The organism is Lysobacter hankyongensis, from assembly GCF_039543145.1.
Classification (GTDB): domain Bacteria; phylum Pseudomonadota; class Gammaproteobacteria; order Xanthomonadales; family Xanthomonadaceae; genus Lysobacter_I; species Lysobacter_I hankyongensis.
In genome coordinates, this window is sequence record NZ_BAABJE010000014.1 from 70,017 (window position 1) to 87,452 (window position 17,436).

General features: G+C 69.1%; 2 protein-coding genes. Both read right to left on the reverse strand.

All coding sequences use genetic code 11. From position 1 onward, the window contains the following. Positions 1-39: 39 nt before the first annotated feature. Positions 40-4,152, reverse strand: a complete 4,113-nt coding sequence (locus ABD974_RS12520) for an SDR family NAD(P)-dependent oxidoreductase (RefSeq protein WP_345303675.1) — start codon at positions 4,150-4,152, stop codon at positions 40-42. Continuing rightward, positions 4,149-17,312, reverse strand: coding sequence for an SDR family NAD(P)-dependent oxidoreductase (locus ABD974_RS12525; RefSeq protein ID WP_345303676.1), 13,164 nt, complete (start codon positions 17,310-17,312; stop codon positions 4,149-4,151). Before ABD974_RS12525 ends, ABD974_RS12520 begins: the two co-directional genes overlap by 4 nt. Positions 17,313-17,436 lie beyond the last annotated feature (124 nt).

A 17,436-nucleotide genomic window follows, 5' to 3' on the forward strand; every position in this document is an offset into this window, starting at 1 on the left:
AAAAAGTGTTGATTCCTGTCGTGTCCGCGACGGCGGGGGTCAGGGACGCCCGTTGTCGTGGAGCAATTCCCGCCAATCCAGCTTCGCGCCCCGCACCCACAATTCCGCGATCTTCTCGGTCTCGCCGGTCTCGACCAGCCGGCGGATGAATTCCTGCCCGGCCTGGGTGTCGCCGATGTCGAGCTTGTCGCCGGCGCCGGCCCTGACCGATCCGCGGAAGACCTTGCGGTGGTAGAAGTTGTCCTTCTCCTTCAGGAAACCGTCGAGCAGTTCGTCGAATTCGTCGACCGAGCGGACGACGAAGGCGACGCGTTCCTGCATCTCGGTCCTGCCGGTCTGCAGGGTGTAGGCGATCCGGCGCAGAGTGTCGGCGCTGCGGTCGGTCTTCGCGAGGAACGCCGGATAGGCCTGCAGCGTGGCGTGCAGGGTGTCCGCATTGCGCGCCGAGAACACCAGCAGCTGCGCGTCGTCGGCGTCGTCCTGGCCATGGCCGGCGCTGCGATCGACGTATTCCTCGATGACCACGTGCGCGTTGACGCCGCCGAATCCGAAACTGCTGACCCCGCCGATGCGCGTTTGCCCGGCCGGAACCTCCCAGTCGATCGCCTGCTGCGCGATCCTGTACGGCGTGCGGCGCAGGTCGATCAGCGGGCTGATCGTGTCGCAATGCAGGCTCCGCGCGATCTTCCTGTTGCGGATCTGCAGGATGACCTTGATCAGGCCGACGACGCCGGCGCCGTACTCGAGGTGGCCGATGTTGGATTTGATGCTGCCCAGCCAGCAGGGATAGTTGTCCTGTTTCTCCGCGGCAGCATCGGCGTCCAGCAATTCCCTGGCGACGGTCTTCAGGCCGGTGATTTCGACTGGATCGCCCAGTTCGGTGCCGGTGCCGTGGCATTCGATGTAGCCGACGCGCTGAAAGTCGATGCCGGCGTCCTGGATCGCGCGCCGGATCACCGCGGCCTGCGCGTTCGGGTTCGGCGCCGTGAGCGAAGTCGTGCGCCCGCCGTGGTTCTCGGCGGCGCCCTTGATCACGGCGTAGATGTCGTCGCCGTCGCGCTGCGCGGCGCGCAGCGATTTGAGCATCAGCATGGCGACGCCTTCGCCGCGCACGTAGCCGTTGGCCTTGTCGGAGAAGGTCTTGCAGCGACCGTCCTCGCAGAGCATGCCCGACTTGGCGAAGCTGATGTACACGTCCGGCGCCAGCAGCGCGTTGACGCCGCCGATGATCGCGACGTCGCAGTGGCCGCCGCGGATCGCCTCGATGGCGCGGTACACCGCGACCAGCGAACTGCTGCAGGCGGTGTCGATCGGATTGCTGGGGCCGTGCCAGTCCATGTAATAGCTGATGCGGTTCGGCCCGACCGAGGACACGCTGCCGGTGACCGAATACGCCTCGACCGGCAGGTGCGCCATCAGGCTGATGTAGCTGGTGGGACCGCAGCCCATGTAGATGGCGGTGTTGGTGCCCTTGAGGCTGTCGCCGCCGTAGCCCGCGTCCTCCAGGCATTCCCACACCGACTGCATCATCAGCCGCTGTTCCGGGCTCATGTACGTCGCTTCCGCCGGCGATATGCCGAAGAACAGCGGATCGAATTCCTTCATGCCTTCGATGAAGGATCCCCAGCGGCTGACGCCCGGATAATCGCGCCAGTCCCAGCGGTCCGCCGGGATCTCGCTGATCATGTCGCGCTCGCCTTCGAGCATCCGCCAGAATTCGTCGGGGTTGTTCGCGCCGGCGATGCGGCAGCTCATGCCGACCACGGCGACATCCTGGTCGCGATAGCTGGCGCGGTTGCGATACGCCTCGCGGAACCGGCGCGCGAACTGCGAGACCGAGGCGTCGCCGGCGGCCGGCGCGCGCGCGGCGGGCTTGGCCGCGGCGGCGCCCGCGGCGGCATTCGCCGCCGGTTTCGCGGCCTTGCCACCGCTCACCGCAAGCTTCTTCGTCATCTCCGCGGCGTGGTTGTCGGCGAGGAACTGGCTGAAACGCAGCAGGTTCGAGGCCTCGAACATCGCCGTCGGCATCAGGTTCAGGTCGTAGACGTGGTTGAGGTGCGACACGAAGCTCGAGATCAGGATCGAGTCGAAGCCGAAATTGGTCCAGTCTTCGGTGTCGCTGATCTGGTTCGGTTTCATCTTCAGGTGCTGCGCGGCCTGCAGGCGCATTTCCTGCAGGATCTCGCGCTGCAGCTTGTCGAGTTCGGCCGACGACTGCTGCGCCTGCGGCGCGGCCGCGGCGGCCGCGACCGGTTTCGGCGGTGCGAACAGCGCCGCGTGCGCGTTCTTCTGCCCGAACAGCGGCAGCAGGTTGGCGTGCGGCGAGGCGATGGCCAGGCGCATCGCCTTCAGGCCTTCCGCGCTGGGCAGCGGCTTGATCGCATAGGTGCGGGCGAGGGTCTCGCGACTGGCGTCGTCGAGCTGCATCGCGCCTTCTTCCCACAGCGGCCAGTTGATCGAGATCGAGATGCCGCGCGCCTGCTGCGCGCGCACCCGTGCGGCGCGCGCTTCGACGTAGGCGTCCATGTAACCGTTGCCGGCCGCGTAATCGAACTGGCCGGCGTTGCCGAGGGCACCGGCGACCGACGAGAACGCGACGAACGCATCGAGCGGACAGCCGGCGGTGGCGCGATCGAGGTTTTCGATGCCCTGCACTTTCGGCGCCAGCACCCGGTCCATCGATTCGGCGGTCTTGTGGACCAGCAGCGCGTCATCGAGCAGGCCCGCCGCATGCACCACGACATCGATGCCCGGGAATTCGGCGACGATCTTTTCGATCTCGTCGCGTCTGGCGATGTCGCAGCGACGCAGGACCACGGTCGCGCCGGTGGCCTGCAGGGCTTCGATGCGCGCGGTCTCCGCGGCGTCAGGCGTGCGCCGGCCGAGCAGGATCAGGGTGCTGCCCTTGCTGCGCGCTGCGATGTCCTGCGCGACCAGCAGACCCAGCGCGCCGAGGCCACCGGTGATCAGCGCGGTGCAGCCGTCCCGCCACGCGAATTCGGCGCCGATGTCGGCATCGGCGTCCTGATACTCCGGCGCCACGTAGTCGTCGCCGGACTTCAGCCGGATCTCGATCTGCGAATGCTCCATCGACACCGTCTTCAGCGCCGGCCACAGGCCGCGCGCGAGGCGATCGTTCGCGGCGGTGCGCAGTTCGAGCACCGAACGGGTGTCCTTGTCCCGGGCCAGCGACTGCGCCGCCGCCAGCAGTGCCCTGGTGGTTGCGACGTAATCGTCGCCCGCCTCCACCACGCGTACCGGTCGGTCGTCCGCCGTCGGCGGCGCCACGGTTTTCCAGACCGGCCGATGGAAGCTCAGGCGGTCCTGCTTCGCGTTGAGATCGATCTCGCGGGTCTGGAAGCCCTCGATGATCACCAGCACCCGGCCGTGTTCGTCGGTGGCGGTGTAATGGAAACCGTCGGCGCGCTTGCGCGCATGCACGAACATCGTGTCGACCAGCGCATCGACGACCAGCGTGCTCGTCACCGCGAACGGCACCACGTTCGCTTCCGGGTTGTCGACCAGGGCGAGGCCGCTCTGGATGATGCTGTCGAGCGCACCCGCATCCATCGCCATGCCGCGCGCGGACGAACCCGGCAGGCGGATCTTCATGACGCCTTCGCTGCGGTCCTCCGACATGAAAATCTCTTCGACGCCGCGATGGGACGGCCCCAGCTCGACGCCGCGGTTGCGGTAGGTCTGGTAGAACGCGGCCTTCGACGGGCCGGGCCGGTGGCTGATCGCGCGCAGCGCGTCCAGGTCCACGGTCCGCTCGTAGCCCCGGGCGGCCAGGTATTCGGCGGTCTTCTGCACCGAGACCCGGCTCTGGAAATGCACGCCCTGGTCGGTGCTGACTTCCACGCCGAACTGGCCGGCGCCGCCCGGGTACACGCGCACGGTGACCGTGCGCTTGTCCTTCACGGTGAGCGCGTTCACGAACACGCTGTCGCTGAGCACCAGCATCGCGTCGTCGCCCGGAGGCGCCGAGGCCGCGACCGCGGCGCGGGCGATCTCCAGATACGCCATGCCGGGGAGGATCTTCTGGCCCTGGATGATGTGATCGGCGAGAAACGGTTCGCTGCCGTCGTAGACGGCGCGGAATTCGCCGATCGGGTAATCGCTGTTCGTGTCCATCGATGCGGAAGTCTTCATGGATTCATCGCCAGGGAACGCCGTGCCTGTTCGCCGTCCGCAGCGCCCTGCGACGGCGGCGGCACCAGGGCGCGCACGTAGAAATTGCTGATCTTCACGAGCGTCTCGCCGCTTTCGCTGAGGATGTGGATGTTGAACTGGAGGATGCCGGTGCCTGCGGCGCCGGCATCGCCGGAGCGCTCGACCAGCACGTGGCAGTGCGGCGTCAGGCTGCCGAGGATCTCGATCTCGTCGATCGCGAACGGCAGATGCGGCACACCGCCTTCGTCGGCCGCCAGCAGCGCGACAACCGTCTGCAGGGCGCCGTCGATCAGGGTCGGATGCAGGATGTACTGCTCGAAATCCTTCGACAGCGACGGATCCAGCGCGAGTCTGGCCAGCGCGCAGCCCTCGCCGATCGCGACCTCCTGGATGACCCGGAAGGTCGGACCGTAGTCGAAGCCGAGGGTCTGGAAGATCCGGTAATAGCGCTCGCCGTCGTGGCGTTCGCCGCAGCGCTGCCGCCATTCCGCCAGCGACGGCTGCGACGCGGATTCGGCGTCGCGGCCATCGTCGAACAGCGCGCGGCCTTCGCAGTGCACCACGGTCTCCTGGTCGACGTCGACGGTGGTGATCGCGAATTCCGCGGCGTTGCCGCCGGCGCCGTTCGCGCTGCGCAGGCCGATCTTCAGGTCCTGCTGCGGGTCGGTCAGCGACAGCGGCTGCACCCAGTAGATGTCGCGCAGGCTGCGCACGCGCCGCTGGCCGGCGATGCTGGCGGCGACGCAGGCCATTTCGATGAAGCCCGCGCCCGGGAACACCGCCTGGCCCTGGATCCGGTGATCGCGGGCGTAGTAGCGGTTGCCGTCGAGCGCGGCATCGAAGCGGACCTGATCCAGGGTCGAGGCATTGTGCGAAATCAGCGGATGCAGGCGCGACGGCATCGCTGCCGCGGCCGGCACCGCTTCCGCGGTCGCGAATTCGACCGCCCAATGCCGTTCGCGCGCGAACGGATACACCGGAGCGCCGACGACGGGCCGCAGCGGGGCGTCGTCCAACCGCGCCCATTCGACCTTGCCGCCTTCGGTCCAGAATGCGGCCAGTCCGGCGAGATCGCGCGATGCGCACAGCGCCTGCATGCGCTCGCGCTGTTCGCGCGTGGCGTAGCCGGCGCCGGCGCGCGGATCGATGCGGCCCTGCCACAGATGGTTCTGGCCGGCGACGAGCGCGCCTGCGACAAGCGTGGGATCGGCATCGAGCCAGCGCTGCAGCGTCTGCCGCAGCTGCTGGGCGCTGCCGACGATCAACGCCAGCCGCTCGGGCATCGCTTCGCGGCCGATCTGCAGGGTGCGGCACAGGGCCGCGACATCGCAGTCGGGATTGAGCGCGAGGAAATCGACGTGACGCCAGGCGTACTCGCGCAGGCGTTCGGCGTTCATCGCCGACAGCACGAACAGCGCGTCGCCGCCCGCGGTGGCGGGGACGGCGGCCGCGGCCGGCACGTACTCTTCGAGCACCGCGCAGGCGTTGACGCCGCCGGCGCCGAAGGCGTTGATGAGCGCGCGACGCGGCACGCCCGCGGGCGATTCCCATGCGCTCAGGCCGGTCTGCAGATAGCACGGCGCCCGCCCGAAATCGATATCGGGATTGACGACCTCCGAATGGATGCTCGGCGCGATCTGCCGGTGCCGGAACTGCATCAGGATCTTGGCGATGCCGGCGATGCTGGTCGCCGACTCGGCGTGGCCGATGTTCGCCTTCAGCGACGCCAGCGCGCAGAACCCGGTGTCGGCGGTCTGCTGCGCGAAGGCCTGGGTGATCGCCGCGACTTCGAGGCTGTCGCCCATCTGCGTCCCGGTGCCGTGGCCTTCGATGAAGCCGATCGAACGCGCCGGCACGTCGGCCTGCGCCAGCGCCTGCGCGATCACGTGCGCCTGCGAGTTCGGATTCGGCGTGGCATAGCCGTTGGAGCGGCCGCTGTGATCGTAGGCGCTGCCGCGGATCACGCCGTAGATCCTGTCGCCGTCGCGTTCGGCGAGGCGCAACGGTTTGAGCACCAGCGTGCCGACGCCTTCGCCGGGGATGAAGCCGTCGTCGCCGGCGCCGTAGCTGCGGCACTGGTCGCCGACCGCGAGCATCCGGCGGTGGCAGAACGACTGGTACTTGGCGGGATGCAGGTACAGGTTGACGCCGCCGGCCAGCGCGACCTGGCATTCGCGGCGGCGCAGGCTTTCGCAGGCCAGATGCACCGCGACCAGCGACGACGAGCATGCGGTGTCGACCGGCATGCTCGGGCCCTGCAGATCCAGCGCGTACGAGACCCGGTTCGCGATCGACCAGGGCATCGCGCTGGGCGTGACCATCCGGCCGCGCTGCCAGGCTTCCGGCGCGAGCAGCTGATACGAGTTGGTGGTGACGCCCACGAACACGCCGACATCGGCGCTCTTGCCCTTCGGATAGCACTGTTTCAGGCGTTCGCGGGTGTAGCCGGCATCCTCGATCGCCGACCAGGCGGACTGCAGGAAACGACGCTCCTGCGGATCGATGATGTTCGCTTCGGCATCGGCGATGTTGAAGAAGCCGGCGTCGAACTTGTCGAAGTCTTCGAGGAACCCGCCCCACTTGCAGTAGATCTTGCCGTTGTCCGACTGCGCGGGGTCGGCGTCGTAGAAATCGGCGTAGTTCCAGCGGTTTTCGGGCACGAGCTGGATGAGATCGGTGCCGGAACGCAGGTGTTCCCAGAACGTGTCGAGATCGTCGGCCTGCGGGAACGACGCGTGCACGCCGATGATCGCGATCGGTTCGGCGTGCGCGCCGACCGGCTCCGCGACCTGCACCGGCTGCGCGGCGACCGGCGCCACGACTGCGGGTGCGGCTTCAGCCGGGGCATCGGCGGCGATCGCCGGCGTCGCGGCCGCGGGTGCGACCGTCGCGTTGACGGCGAGCCGGCGCGACAGCGCCGCGGCCGCGTGTCCGGTCAGGTAGGCCGCGAGCTCGGCGACGGTCTCGTATTCGTACATCAGGGTCTTCGGCAGATCGCCGAGATCCTGTTCGAGGGTCGCGTTGAGGCGGCCGATCATGATCGAGTCGAAGCCGAAGGCCTCGAAGCGTTCGTCGATGTCGATCTGGGCGACCGGGATCCGGGTTTCGGCGTGGACCAGTTCGCACAGATAGCGCTGGGCCTGCGCCAGCAGTTCGCCGTCGGCGGCGGGTGCGGCGACGGTCGCGACCGTCGCCACGGCCCGCGCGGGCGACGTAATCGCCGACGAGGGATCGCAATGCGCCGCGATCTTCGCCGGATGGCCGTACAGCGCCAGCGCGCGCGACAGATCGGAACGCAGCAGCGTGTCCCAGTAGCCGATGCCGATGTCGGTCGGCAGCGCGCAGAGGCCGGTGCGTTCTTCGGTGCGCTGCAGATCGGCGGCCGACAACTGCATGCCGCCGGCCAGCCAGTACGGCCAGCCGATGGACAGGGTCTTGCCGAAGCGCTCGCGACGGGCGCGCGCCTGTTCGCGGTGTTCGGCGAACGCATCCATGAACGCGTTGGCGTAGGCGTAGTCGGTCTGGCCGACGTTGCCGAAGCTGCCGGCGCCGGAGGAGAACAGCACGAACAGGTCCAGCGGTTCGTCGGCGGTGAGCCGGTCCAGATGCAGGGTGCCCTGCACCTTCGGCGCCAGCACCCGGCGGAACTGCGCATGATCCTTGCGGATCAGCAGCGCATCGTCGTTGACCCCGGCGCTGTGGATCACGCCGTTGAGCGCGCCGAAGCGCGCCTTCGCGCCGATCACCAGATCGTGCGCGCGGTCGGCGTCGGCGACGTCGGCCTGCAGATAGGTCGCTTCCGCGCCGAGCGCGTGCAGCTGTTCCAGCTTCTTCTCGCCGGCGGCGTCGAGCGCCGAACGGCCGCTGAGCACCAGCCTGGCGCGGTAATGCTCGGCCAGATGACGCGCGAACAGGAAGCCCAGGCCGCCCAGACCGCCGGTGATCAGATACACGCCGCCGTGTTTGAGCGGCATGTCGCCGACCGCCGCGGACGCCGGCGTCCGTTCGGTCAGGACGCGCACGGAGCGCTGCGCCTGGGCGCCGCCGTCCGTCCGGTAGCGGACCTCGGTTTCGCGCTGCGGCGGTGCCTGCAGCTCATCGATGATCGCGGTGACGGTGTCGATGACGCGGTTCGCGGGATCCGCACCGGCATCGTGTTCGAGCGTGAGCACGCGGCCGTGGTAGCGGTTGTTCTCGAGCGCGAGCGACCGGTAGAACGCGGCCAGCGCTTCGCAGGCCGCGGTGTTCGCGCCGGCGTCGGCGTCGAAGTGCGACACGAAGGCGCACGGCGCGTGTCTCGCGGTGGCGAGCGCCTTGCACAGCCCGAACAGCGCGTCGACGCCGACCTGCAGCGCGCGTTCGGCCGCGGTGGCGTCGCTGCCTGCCGGGAGGCGCGCGGCGTTGGCGTTGTGGATCACGTGGGTCGGCAGGCGTCCCTGGCCGCGCAGCGCGTCCAGCAGCGCTTCGAAATGCCGCGGCTGCGACGCATCGAGCGTGAAGCGGTCGCCCGCGTCCTGCACGAAACCATCGGCCTGGCCCAGACGCACGAGCACGATGGCTTTCAGCGGCGACGCGGGGTGCAGCCGGGCCTTGATCTGTTCGAACAGCAGATCGTCGCTGTCGACGATCAGCAGGGTGTCGTCGGCGCCGAACGCGACGCGCTGCGCGGGCAGCGCGGCGGCGCGCCAGGCCGGCGCGTAGTACGTCGCGTGCCTGGGTTCGATCGCCGCGACCGGCGCGGCGGCCTGCACCGGCGCAGGCGCAGGCGCCACGATGGCGGCAGGCGTCGCGACGGTCTGCGCGGCGGCCACCGGCTGCGGCCAATAGCGTTCCTTCGCGAACGGATAACCCGGCACCCGATGCAAGCGGCGCGGCTGGTCACCGACGTGATAGGCGGTCCAGTCGATGTCGGCGCCCTGCACCCACAGTGCGGCCAGCGCCGCGGACTGCACGGCGCCTTCGCGCTGCCGCAGCGCGGCGGCCTCTTCGGTCGGAATCGCCGCCTCGTGGGCGCGGGTCACGGTGCCGCGATGGCCGACGGGCTTGCCGGACAGGAAATCGCGCAGCTGCGACTGCAGCTCCGGAAGGGAGGCGGCCACCCACGCGGCGCGTTCGCGCATCGCATCGCGACCGACCTGCAGGGTGTAGGCCAGGTCCTGCAGCGTCACGCCGGAACCGTCGTTTTCGAGGAACTGCAGCAGTTCCTGCGCCATGGTCCGCACCTGCTCGGCGCTGCGCGCAGACAGCGGCACGATGCAGGGTTGCGGCTGCGCCGGCTGCGGACGCAGCGTCGGCAGGTATTCCTCGATCACCACGTGCGCGTTGGTGCCGCTGAAACCGAAGGCGCTGACCGCGGCGCGGCGCTTGCGGCCTGATGCGGGCGTCCAGTCGTGGGCGCTGCGGCTGACGTAGAACGGCGACGCGCCGAAATCGAACAGCGCGTTTTCCTGTTTCAGATTGACGTTCGGCGCCACCATGCCGTTGCGCAGGCTGAGCAGCACCTTGTGCACGCCGGCCACGCCGGCGGCGCCGGAGGTGTGGCCGAGGTTGGTCTTGACCGCGCCGAGGGCGCAGCCGTTGCGCTTGCCGCCGTGTTCCTTGAACACGGTGGACAGCGCTTCGAGTTCGATCGGATCGCCGAGCTTGGTGCCGGTGCCATGGGTCTCGACGTAGTTGATCGTGGTCGCGTCGATGTCGTGGCGGCGATAGACGTCGCGCAGCAGTTCGATCTGGCTGTTGACGCTGGGCGCGGTGATGCCGTTGGTCTTGCCGTCCTGGTTGATGCCGGAACCGATGATCACGCCGTAGATCTCGTCGCCGTCGCGTTCGGCGTCGGAGAGACGCTTCAGCACTACCGCACCGACGCCCTCGCCCGGCACGAAGCCGTCCGCGCCGTTGTCGAAGGTCTTGCACTGGCCGTCGCGCGAGAGCATGCCCGCGCGGCACATGCCGAGATACGACTCGGGGATCAGGTACAGGCTGACGCCGCCGGCCAGACCCATGTCGATCTCGTGATTGAGCAGCGCCTGGCAGGCCAGATGGATCGCCACCAGCGACGAGGAACAGGCGGTATCGATCGGGATCGCCGGACCCTTCAGATTCAGGTGATAGGCGATGCGGGCCGCGCCGATGGCGAAACTGTTGCCGGTGGTTTCGACGGTCAGCGGATTGCCCTTGGCGAGCAGCAGCGAGTACTCGCTGCTCATGATGCCGAGGTAGACGCCGCACTTGCGGTTGCTCAGCGCCGCGCTGGAATAGCCCGCGTCCTGGAACGAGCGATAGCTTTCCTGCATGAACAGGCGATGCTGCGGGTCCATGATCTCGGCTTCGGACGGCGAGATCTGGAAGAACATCGGGTCGAATTCGTCGGCGCCGTCGAGCATGCCGAGCCACTTGCAGTAGACCTTGCCGGGCTTGCCCGGCGTGGGGTCGTAGTACGCGGCGACATCCCAGCGCTCCGGCGGGATTTCGCGGATCGAATTGCGGCCCTCGACGAGATTGCGCCAGTACTGTTCGAGATTCTCGGCGCCTGGATAACGCCCGGACATGCCAACGATGGCGATCTTTTCGGCATTGCGCACCGGCTGCGCGGCTGCGGCGGTTTCGACCGCGGCCGCGGCAGGCGCGCCGCGCGAACGGCGACGCAGCGCGTTCTGCGCAAGCGGCGCGACCGGCGTGAAGGACGGCGGCGGCGCGGCCTTCGACGGCACGTTTGCGGGGGTCGCCGCCGTCGCCGGTGTCGCTGCCGGCGGCACCGCAACCGCGGGCGTCGCGGTTTGCGTCGCCAGGGGCTGCGGCAGACGATCCGGCGGCAGCTTCGCCAATTCCTCATGCACGAAGCGCGCGAGCGCATGCAGGTTGGAATAGTCGTAGACGCGGGTCGCGGAGATGTCGAGCCCGTAGGCCTTGTTGATCGTCTTCACCCATTCGACGCCGACGATCGAATCCAGGCCGAGATCGACGAACGACTGGTCGTAATCGATCGCCGCTTCGTCGAGATACAGCGCCTGCGCGAGGCTGGCGCGCAGTTCCGGCTTCAGCGATTCCACGGTGTGGCGGCCGGCCTGCGCGGCCGGTGCCGGTGCCACCGGCACGGTGGCCGCGGGCGGATCGAAGGTCGGCAGATCGAGCACCACGCTCGGCACCGACGCCGCGGCGGGCACCGGTTTGGTGGGCGCGGGTGCAGGCGCGGGCGTCGAAGGCGCCGGATTCGCGGCTGCCGGTTTCGCCGATGCCTGCGGCAACTGGCTTTCGACGTAGACGCTCAGCGCCGCGAGGTTCGCGTAGTCGTAGACGCGAGTGGCGCCGATCTCGAGACCGAGGCCCTTGTTGATGTTCTTCACCCACTCGACGCCGACGATGGAATCCAGGCCGAGATCGACGAACGGGCGATCGTCGTCGATGTTCGCTTCGTCGAGATACAGCGCCTGGGCGAGCGAGCGCTTGAGGAAGCCGCGTACGTCGACGCGCGCCTCCGCGTCGGCGGCGACCGGTGCCGGCGTCCCCATGACGGGCGTGGCGGCCGCCACCGGTGCCGGCAGCGGCGTCGGGATCGACACGATTGAGGCCGGCATCGCCGTCGTCGCGTCCAGCGCGGCGAGGCGCGATGCGTTCGGCTTCGGCCGATGGCCGCCGACGATCGAGGGCACGGCGACCGGTTCGGCCAGCGCGATCGCATTGGGCTTGCCCAACCGCGGCGCATCGGTGAACACGGCGAGCGGCATGACGGCGGCCGCATGCGTCGCGGCATCGCTCGCACCGGCCGGGACGAATCCGCGCCAGCGCAGACCGACGACGCCGTGGGCGTCGCACCAGTCCATGTCGAGTACGGGCGTATCGCCTTCGTTCCAGCGCGCCCAGATCCACATCGGCGAGCCGCAGGCGGAGAACACCCCGAGCGAGGCGAGCTCGTGTGGTGCCAGACGATCGAGCCCCAGCACCGGGGCGATGGCGTCGAACACGTGATCCGCGAACGCCGGATCGAGCATCGTGCCGGGCGACGGCGCGGGACGTTCGTCGCCGGCGGCGATCAGCAGTTCCCCTGCCCCGCGCCACAGTCGCCAGGCGGCCGGTGCGCGATCGCCCGGCCACGCCGTTTCCGCCATCCGCGCCGCGATCGCGGCGAGATCGAGCGCGGTGGCCGCGGACGAGGACGCGACTTCGCCGGAGCCCTGCGCATGCACGCATTCGTCGGCGTCGCCGCTGTAGATGTCGAAGTCGATGCCGCCGGTGGTGGCGGGATACAGCGCGATGTGCAGCGGCCGTGCGCCGTCGGCGACGAAGGGCGCCGCGAAACGCAGCGCGCCGAGTTCGACCGCGGTGGTGGCGGGCGCTTCGCGGCGGGCGCAGGCCAGGGCCGCACGCGCCATTTCGAGCAGCAGCGAGGACGACAGCGCGCCGTCGCCTGCCGTCGCCGGCAGGATCGAAGAGAACCGCAGCTGATCGAGATCGGACGTGTTCTCGTGCAGCAGCGGATGCAGCGCGGAGGCGCGCTGCGTCGCGGCCTGCGGCCCGATGTGCGAGAACAGACCCACGGTCGGGTCGATCCAGTATTTTTCCCTCGCGAACGGATAGGTCGGCAGATGAAGGCGGCGCGGGCCGTGCTTGCCGTGGAACTTGCGCCAGTCCAGATCGAGGCCCTTGGACCACAGTTCCGCGAGCTTCGGCAGCTTGCGCTGCGCGATCCACTTGTCGAGCACTTCCTCGTAATCGTCGTCGGTGACGAACAGGGCCAGCATCTCCTTGTTCGCCCTGACCTGCCCGCGATGACCGCCGTCGGCGTCGCCGTCGATGTGCGCGCTGAGCGCGTCCTGCAACTGCCTCGTCGAATCGACGACGAACGCCAGCCGCTCTTCCATCGCTTCGCGACCGACCTGCAGCGTGTAGGCCAGCGCGACGTGATCGATGCGCTGATCCGCATCCGACGCGTCCTGCAGCATGAACAGCAGATCGCGCACCTTCTGCATCAACTGCTCGGGCGTGCGCGCCGACAGCGGCACGATGACCGGCAGGCCGTCGACCGCGTCCGCGGCGGGCGCGATGTATTCCTCGATCACGAAATGCGCGTTCGCGCCGCCGGCGCCGAACGACGACAGCCCGGCGATGCGCGGCACGCGCTTGCCGTCGACGAGCGGCGGCTCCCAGTCGCGCAGCTGCTGGTTGACCTCGAACGGCGTGGTGCCGAAGTCGATGTTCGGGTTCAGCCGCTGCGAATGCAGCGAGGGCACGATCTTGCGGTGGCGCAGCTGCAGCACGACCTTGCTCAGGCCGGCGATGCCCGCCGCCGATTCGCAGTGGCCGATGTTCGATTTCGCCGAGCCGATCAGGCAGAACCCGGTGTCCTGGGTGTATTCGCGGAAGGCCTTGCCCAGCGCCGCGATCTCGATCGGATCGCCCAGCTTGGTGCCGGTGCCGTGCGCTTCGATGTAGCTGACGTGGCGCGCGTCGACGCCGGCGTCGCGCAGCGCGTCGGCGATCACCGCCGCCTGCGCCTGCGGATTCGGCACGGTGTAGCCGTTGGTCTTGCCGCCGTGGTTCAGCGCGCTGCCGCGGATGATCGCGTGGATCGCGTCGCCGTCGCGTTCGGCGTCGGAGAGGCGCTTGAGCACGGCCACGCCCACGCCTTCGCCCGGGATGTAGCCGTCGCCGCCTTCGCCGAAGCTCTGGCAATGGCCGGTGCCGGAGATGAACTGTCCGGCGCTCAGCATGCTGTACTTGTCGGGATGGATGCTGAGGTTGACGCCGCCGGCCAGCGCCATGTCGGTGCGGCCCAGACGCAGATCCTGGCAGGCGAGATGAATCGCCGTCAGCGACGACGAACACATGGTGTCGAGCGTCATGCTCGGCCCATGCAGGTTCAGCGCATAGGACACGCGGTTGGCGATGCTGGCGAGGCTGCCCGAGCGGTTGTATTCGCCGTACATCACGCCGGCGTAGACGCCGACCTGTCCCGGCAGCCCGTTCGCGCGCGGCAAGCGGAGGCTCTTGCGCGAATAGCCGGCGTCTTCGATCGCCATCCAGGCGTGCTGCAGGAACATGCGCTCCTGCGGGTCGATGTACGGCGCTTCGCGCGGCGAGATGTTGAAGAACTGCGGGTCGAATTCGTCGACGCCGCGGATGAAGCCGCCCCACTTGCTGTAATGGCCGGGCTGCTCGCGATCGCTGGTGTAGTAGTCCTGCCAGCGCCAGCGCTCGGCCGGAATCTCGACGATGCAGTCCTTGCCGTCGTGCAGATTGCGCCAGAACTCGCGCAGGGTTTCCGCTTCCGGATAGCGGCCGCTGAGGCCGACGATCGCGATCGGTTCGGAGGTCATCGACGGGCCGGAGGGACCGCGGCGGACCAACGCGCCCGGCGCGGCGGCCTTGCCGCGCAGCGCAGGCTTGAGGGCCGGACGCGAGGTGCCCGGCGCGGGTGCCGCCGGTGCCGGACGCGGTGCGACCGCAGCGGCGGTCGCCGTGCCTGCGGCCGGCGCCACCAGCGCCTGCAGGCGCTCGGCATGCGCCTGCACCAGATGTTCGCTGAGCGCCGCGATCGTCTGGTATTCGAAGAACAGGGTCTTCGGCAGCGGACCGAAATGCTTTTCGAGCTGGGCGGTGAGATTCATCGCCAGGATCGAATTGATGCCGTAATTCTCGAGCGCTTCCTGGACGTCGATCTGGTTGGCGGCGATCTTCAGCACCGGCGCGAATTCGCGGCGCAGGAAGTCGCGGGCACGCGTCGACAGATCGCCGGCGAACGCGTCGCCGGCCGGCGCGGCCGCGGCGGTCTCCGGCGCTGCGGTGCGTGCGGGCGTCGGTGCCGGCGTTTCGGCGCGACGTGCCGGCGCGGGCGGCGTCGGCGCATCGAACAGCCGGCGCAGCCGGCGGCCTTCGCCTTCGATCGCGAACACTTGGGCGTGCGGGGACGCGAGCGCCCGACGGAACACCGCGAGGCCCGACGCGCTGCGCATCGGCACCATGCCGGTCTGCGCCTGCAGCCAACGCACGGCCTCGGCATCGGGACGCATGCCGCCTTCGTCCCACAGCGGCCAGTCGATCGCCACGGTGCGACCGCTGCGCTCGCCCGCCGTCACCCGGGCGTCGCGGAACGCGGCGAAGGCGTCGAGGAACCCGTTCGCGGCGGCGTAATCGGCCTGGCCGACATTGCCGAACGCCGAGACGCCGGACGAGAACAGCGCGAAAAAGTCGAGATCGAGGCCGCGGGTCGCGTCGTCGAGATGCCAGGTGCCGCGGACCTTGGGCGCCAGTACCGCGGCTACGTCCTGCACGGTCTTCTTGAGGATGACCTCGTCGCTGCGCGCGCCGGCGCAGTGCAGCACGCCGCGGATCGCGCCGATGTCGCGGCCGATCGCGTCGACGACCTGCGCGCACTGCGCGGCGTCGTCGAGGTCGAGCCGGCGGTAATGCACGCGGTCGCGGGCATCGCTGCTTTCGAAAGCGTTGTTCTCGAACGCGGCGCCGAGGCGCGCACGGAGCGCGTCGTCGTCGGCCGCACGGCCGGTGAGCACGACCTGCGCACCCCGCGCTTGCGCGAGGATGTCGCGCGCGAACAGGACGCCGAGGCCGCCGAGGCCGCCGGTGATGAGATAGACGCCATCTTCGCGATACGGCGATTCGCCGGGGGCATCGTTCGCCGGCGGCAGCAGCGTCCACGCCTGCGTGCGCCAGCCCGCGTCGGCGCAATGCAGCAGCGACAGATGCGGGCGGGTGGCGGCGTCGGCCAGATCGGCCGCGAGCCGTTCGGCCGTGGTCGTCGCATCGACGATGATCAACTGGACCGTCAGCGACGGATTTTCCAGCGCGGCGGTCCGCAGCATGCCGCCGAGACCGGCCAGCAGACGACCTTCGGCGCTGTCCGCGATCGCGCACTGGAGCAGCGTTTTCTCTGCGGAATGCCGTTTCAGCACGTCCTGCAGGCGTTCGAACAGCTGCAGCGCGACGGATTCGTAGCGCTGCGCCGGATGGCCGTCCGCAGTCGCGACCAGCGATTCGACGGTGACGCCCGCCAGCTTCGATGCCAGCGCATCCGCGACCGGCAGATCGCAAAGCAGCACGCGGACGTGGGCGAACGCCGCAGCCGGCGTCGGCTGCGCATTCGATGCATGGTCCTGGCGCGGCTGCAGCGCGCCCCATCCCGGCACCGCGACCAGCGTTTCGACCGCATCCGCCGTGGGCGCGGCGGCGCTGCGGGCGTCGAAACGGCGCGCGCAGAAGCCGCGCATCTGCACGCAGATGTTGCCGTGCTCGTCGCACAGGTCCAGATCGAGCGTGAGCTGGGCGGTATCCGTCGATTCGGCGTCGGCGCGGCGAACGAACACATGCGGGCGCGGCCCGCAATCGGCGACGATGCACAGCGATTCGAGCGCGAACGGCAGCATCGGATCGCTCGGCAGGATGCCGCGCTCGCCGAGACCGATCGCCGCCTGCAGCGCGCTGTCGATCAGCGACGGATGCAGCCCGTAGGCGGCGTTGTCCTCGCCCGCCAGGGATTCGGGCAGCGCGAGGTCGGCCAACACCTGGCCGTCGCCGCTGTCGAGCCGGACGATGCCGCGGTGCGCCGGGCCGTATTCGATGCCGACCTGGGCGTAGGTGGCGTAGACCGTGTCGGCATCCCAATGATCGCGCCCCATCGCGGCGCGCACCTCGGCCAGGTCCAGCGGCGCGGCTTCGGCAGAATCGTAGAAACGGACGCGGCCGGAGGCGTGTTCGGTGCGGTGCCCGCTTTCGGTTTCGCTGAACACGCGGAATTCGAGGAAATCGTCCTCGGCGTCGATGTCGATCAGGATGTCGCGCTCGCGTTCGACCGCGAACGGCGACAGCCACAGGACATTTTCGAACGCGAGCAGCGAGTCGGCCGCCAGTTCGGGCACCGCGTCCACGATCGCCGCACGGGCCATTTCCAGATAGGCGACGCCCGGCAGCACGCCGACCGCGGCGCCGGACGGCATCTTCACCCGATGGTCGCGGAGGAAGAATTCGCCGCCGTTCAGGCACGTGCGATAGCGCTGCTGGGTGAGGGTCGAGACATTGAGATGCACGAGCGGATGCAGTTGCGCGGGCACGCTCCGGCGCCCGGAAAACTGCCTGATCAGCTCCAGCGCGTTGGCCTTGCCAAGGCGCTTGCTTTTCAGCTCTGCCACTACGTATTCGACGAAATCCACCATGACATCCGTTCTCTCAAGTTTCCTGGATCGCGGCTTCATTGCCGCGATGCGTTGCCATTGCCACCTATCTGACGCTTGTTGCCGCCGACTCAGGCCAACC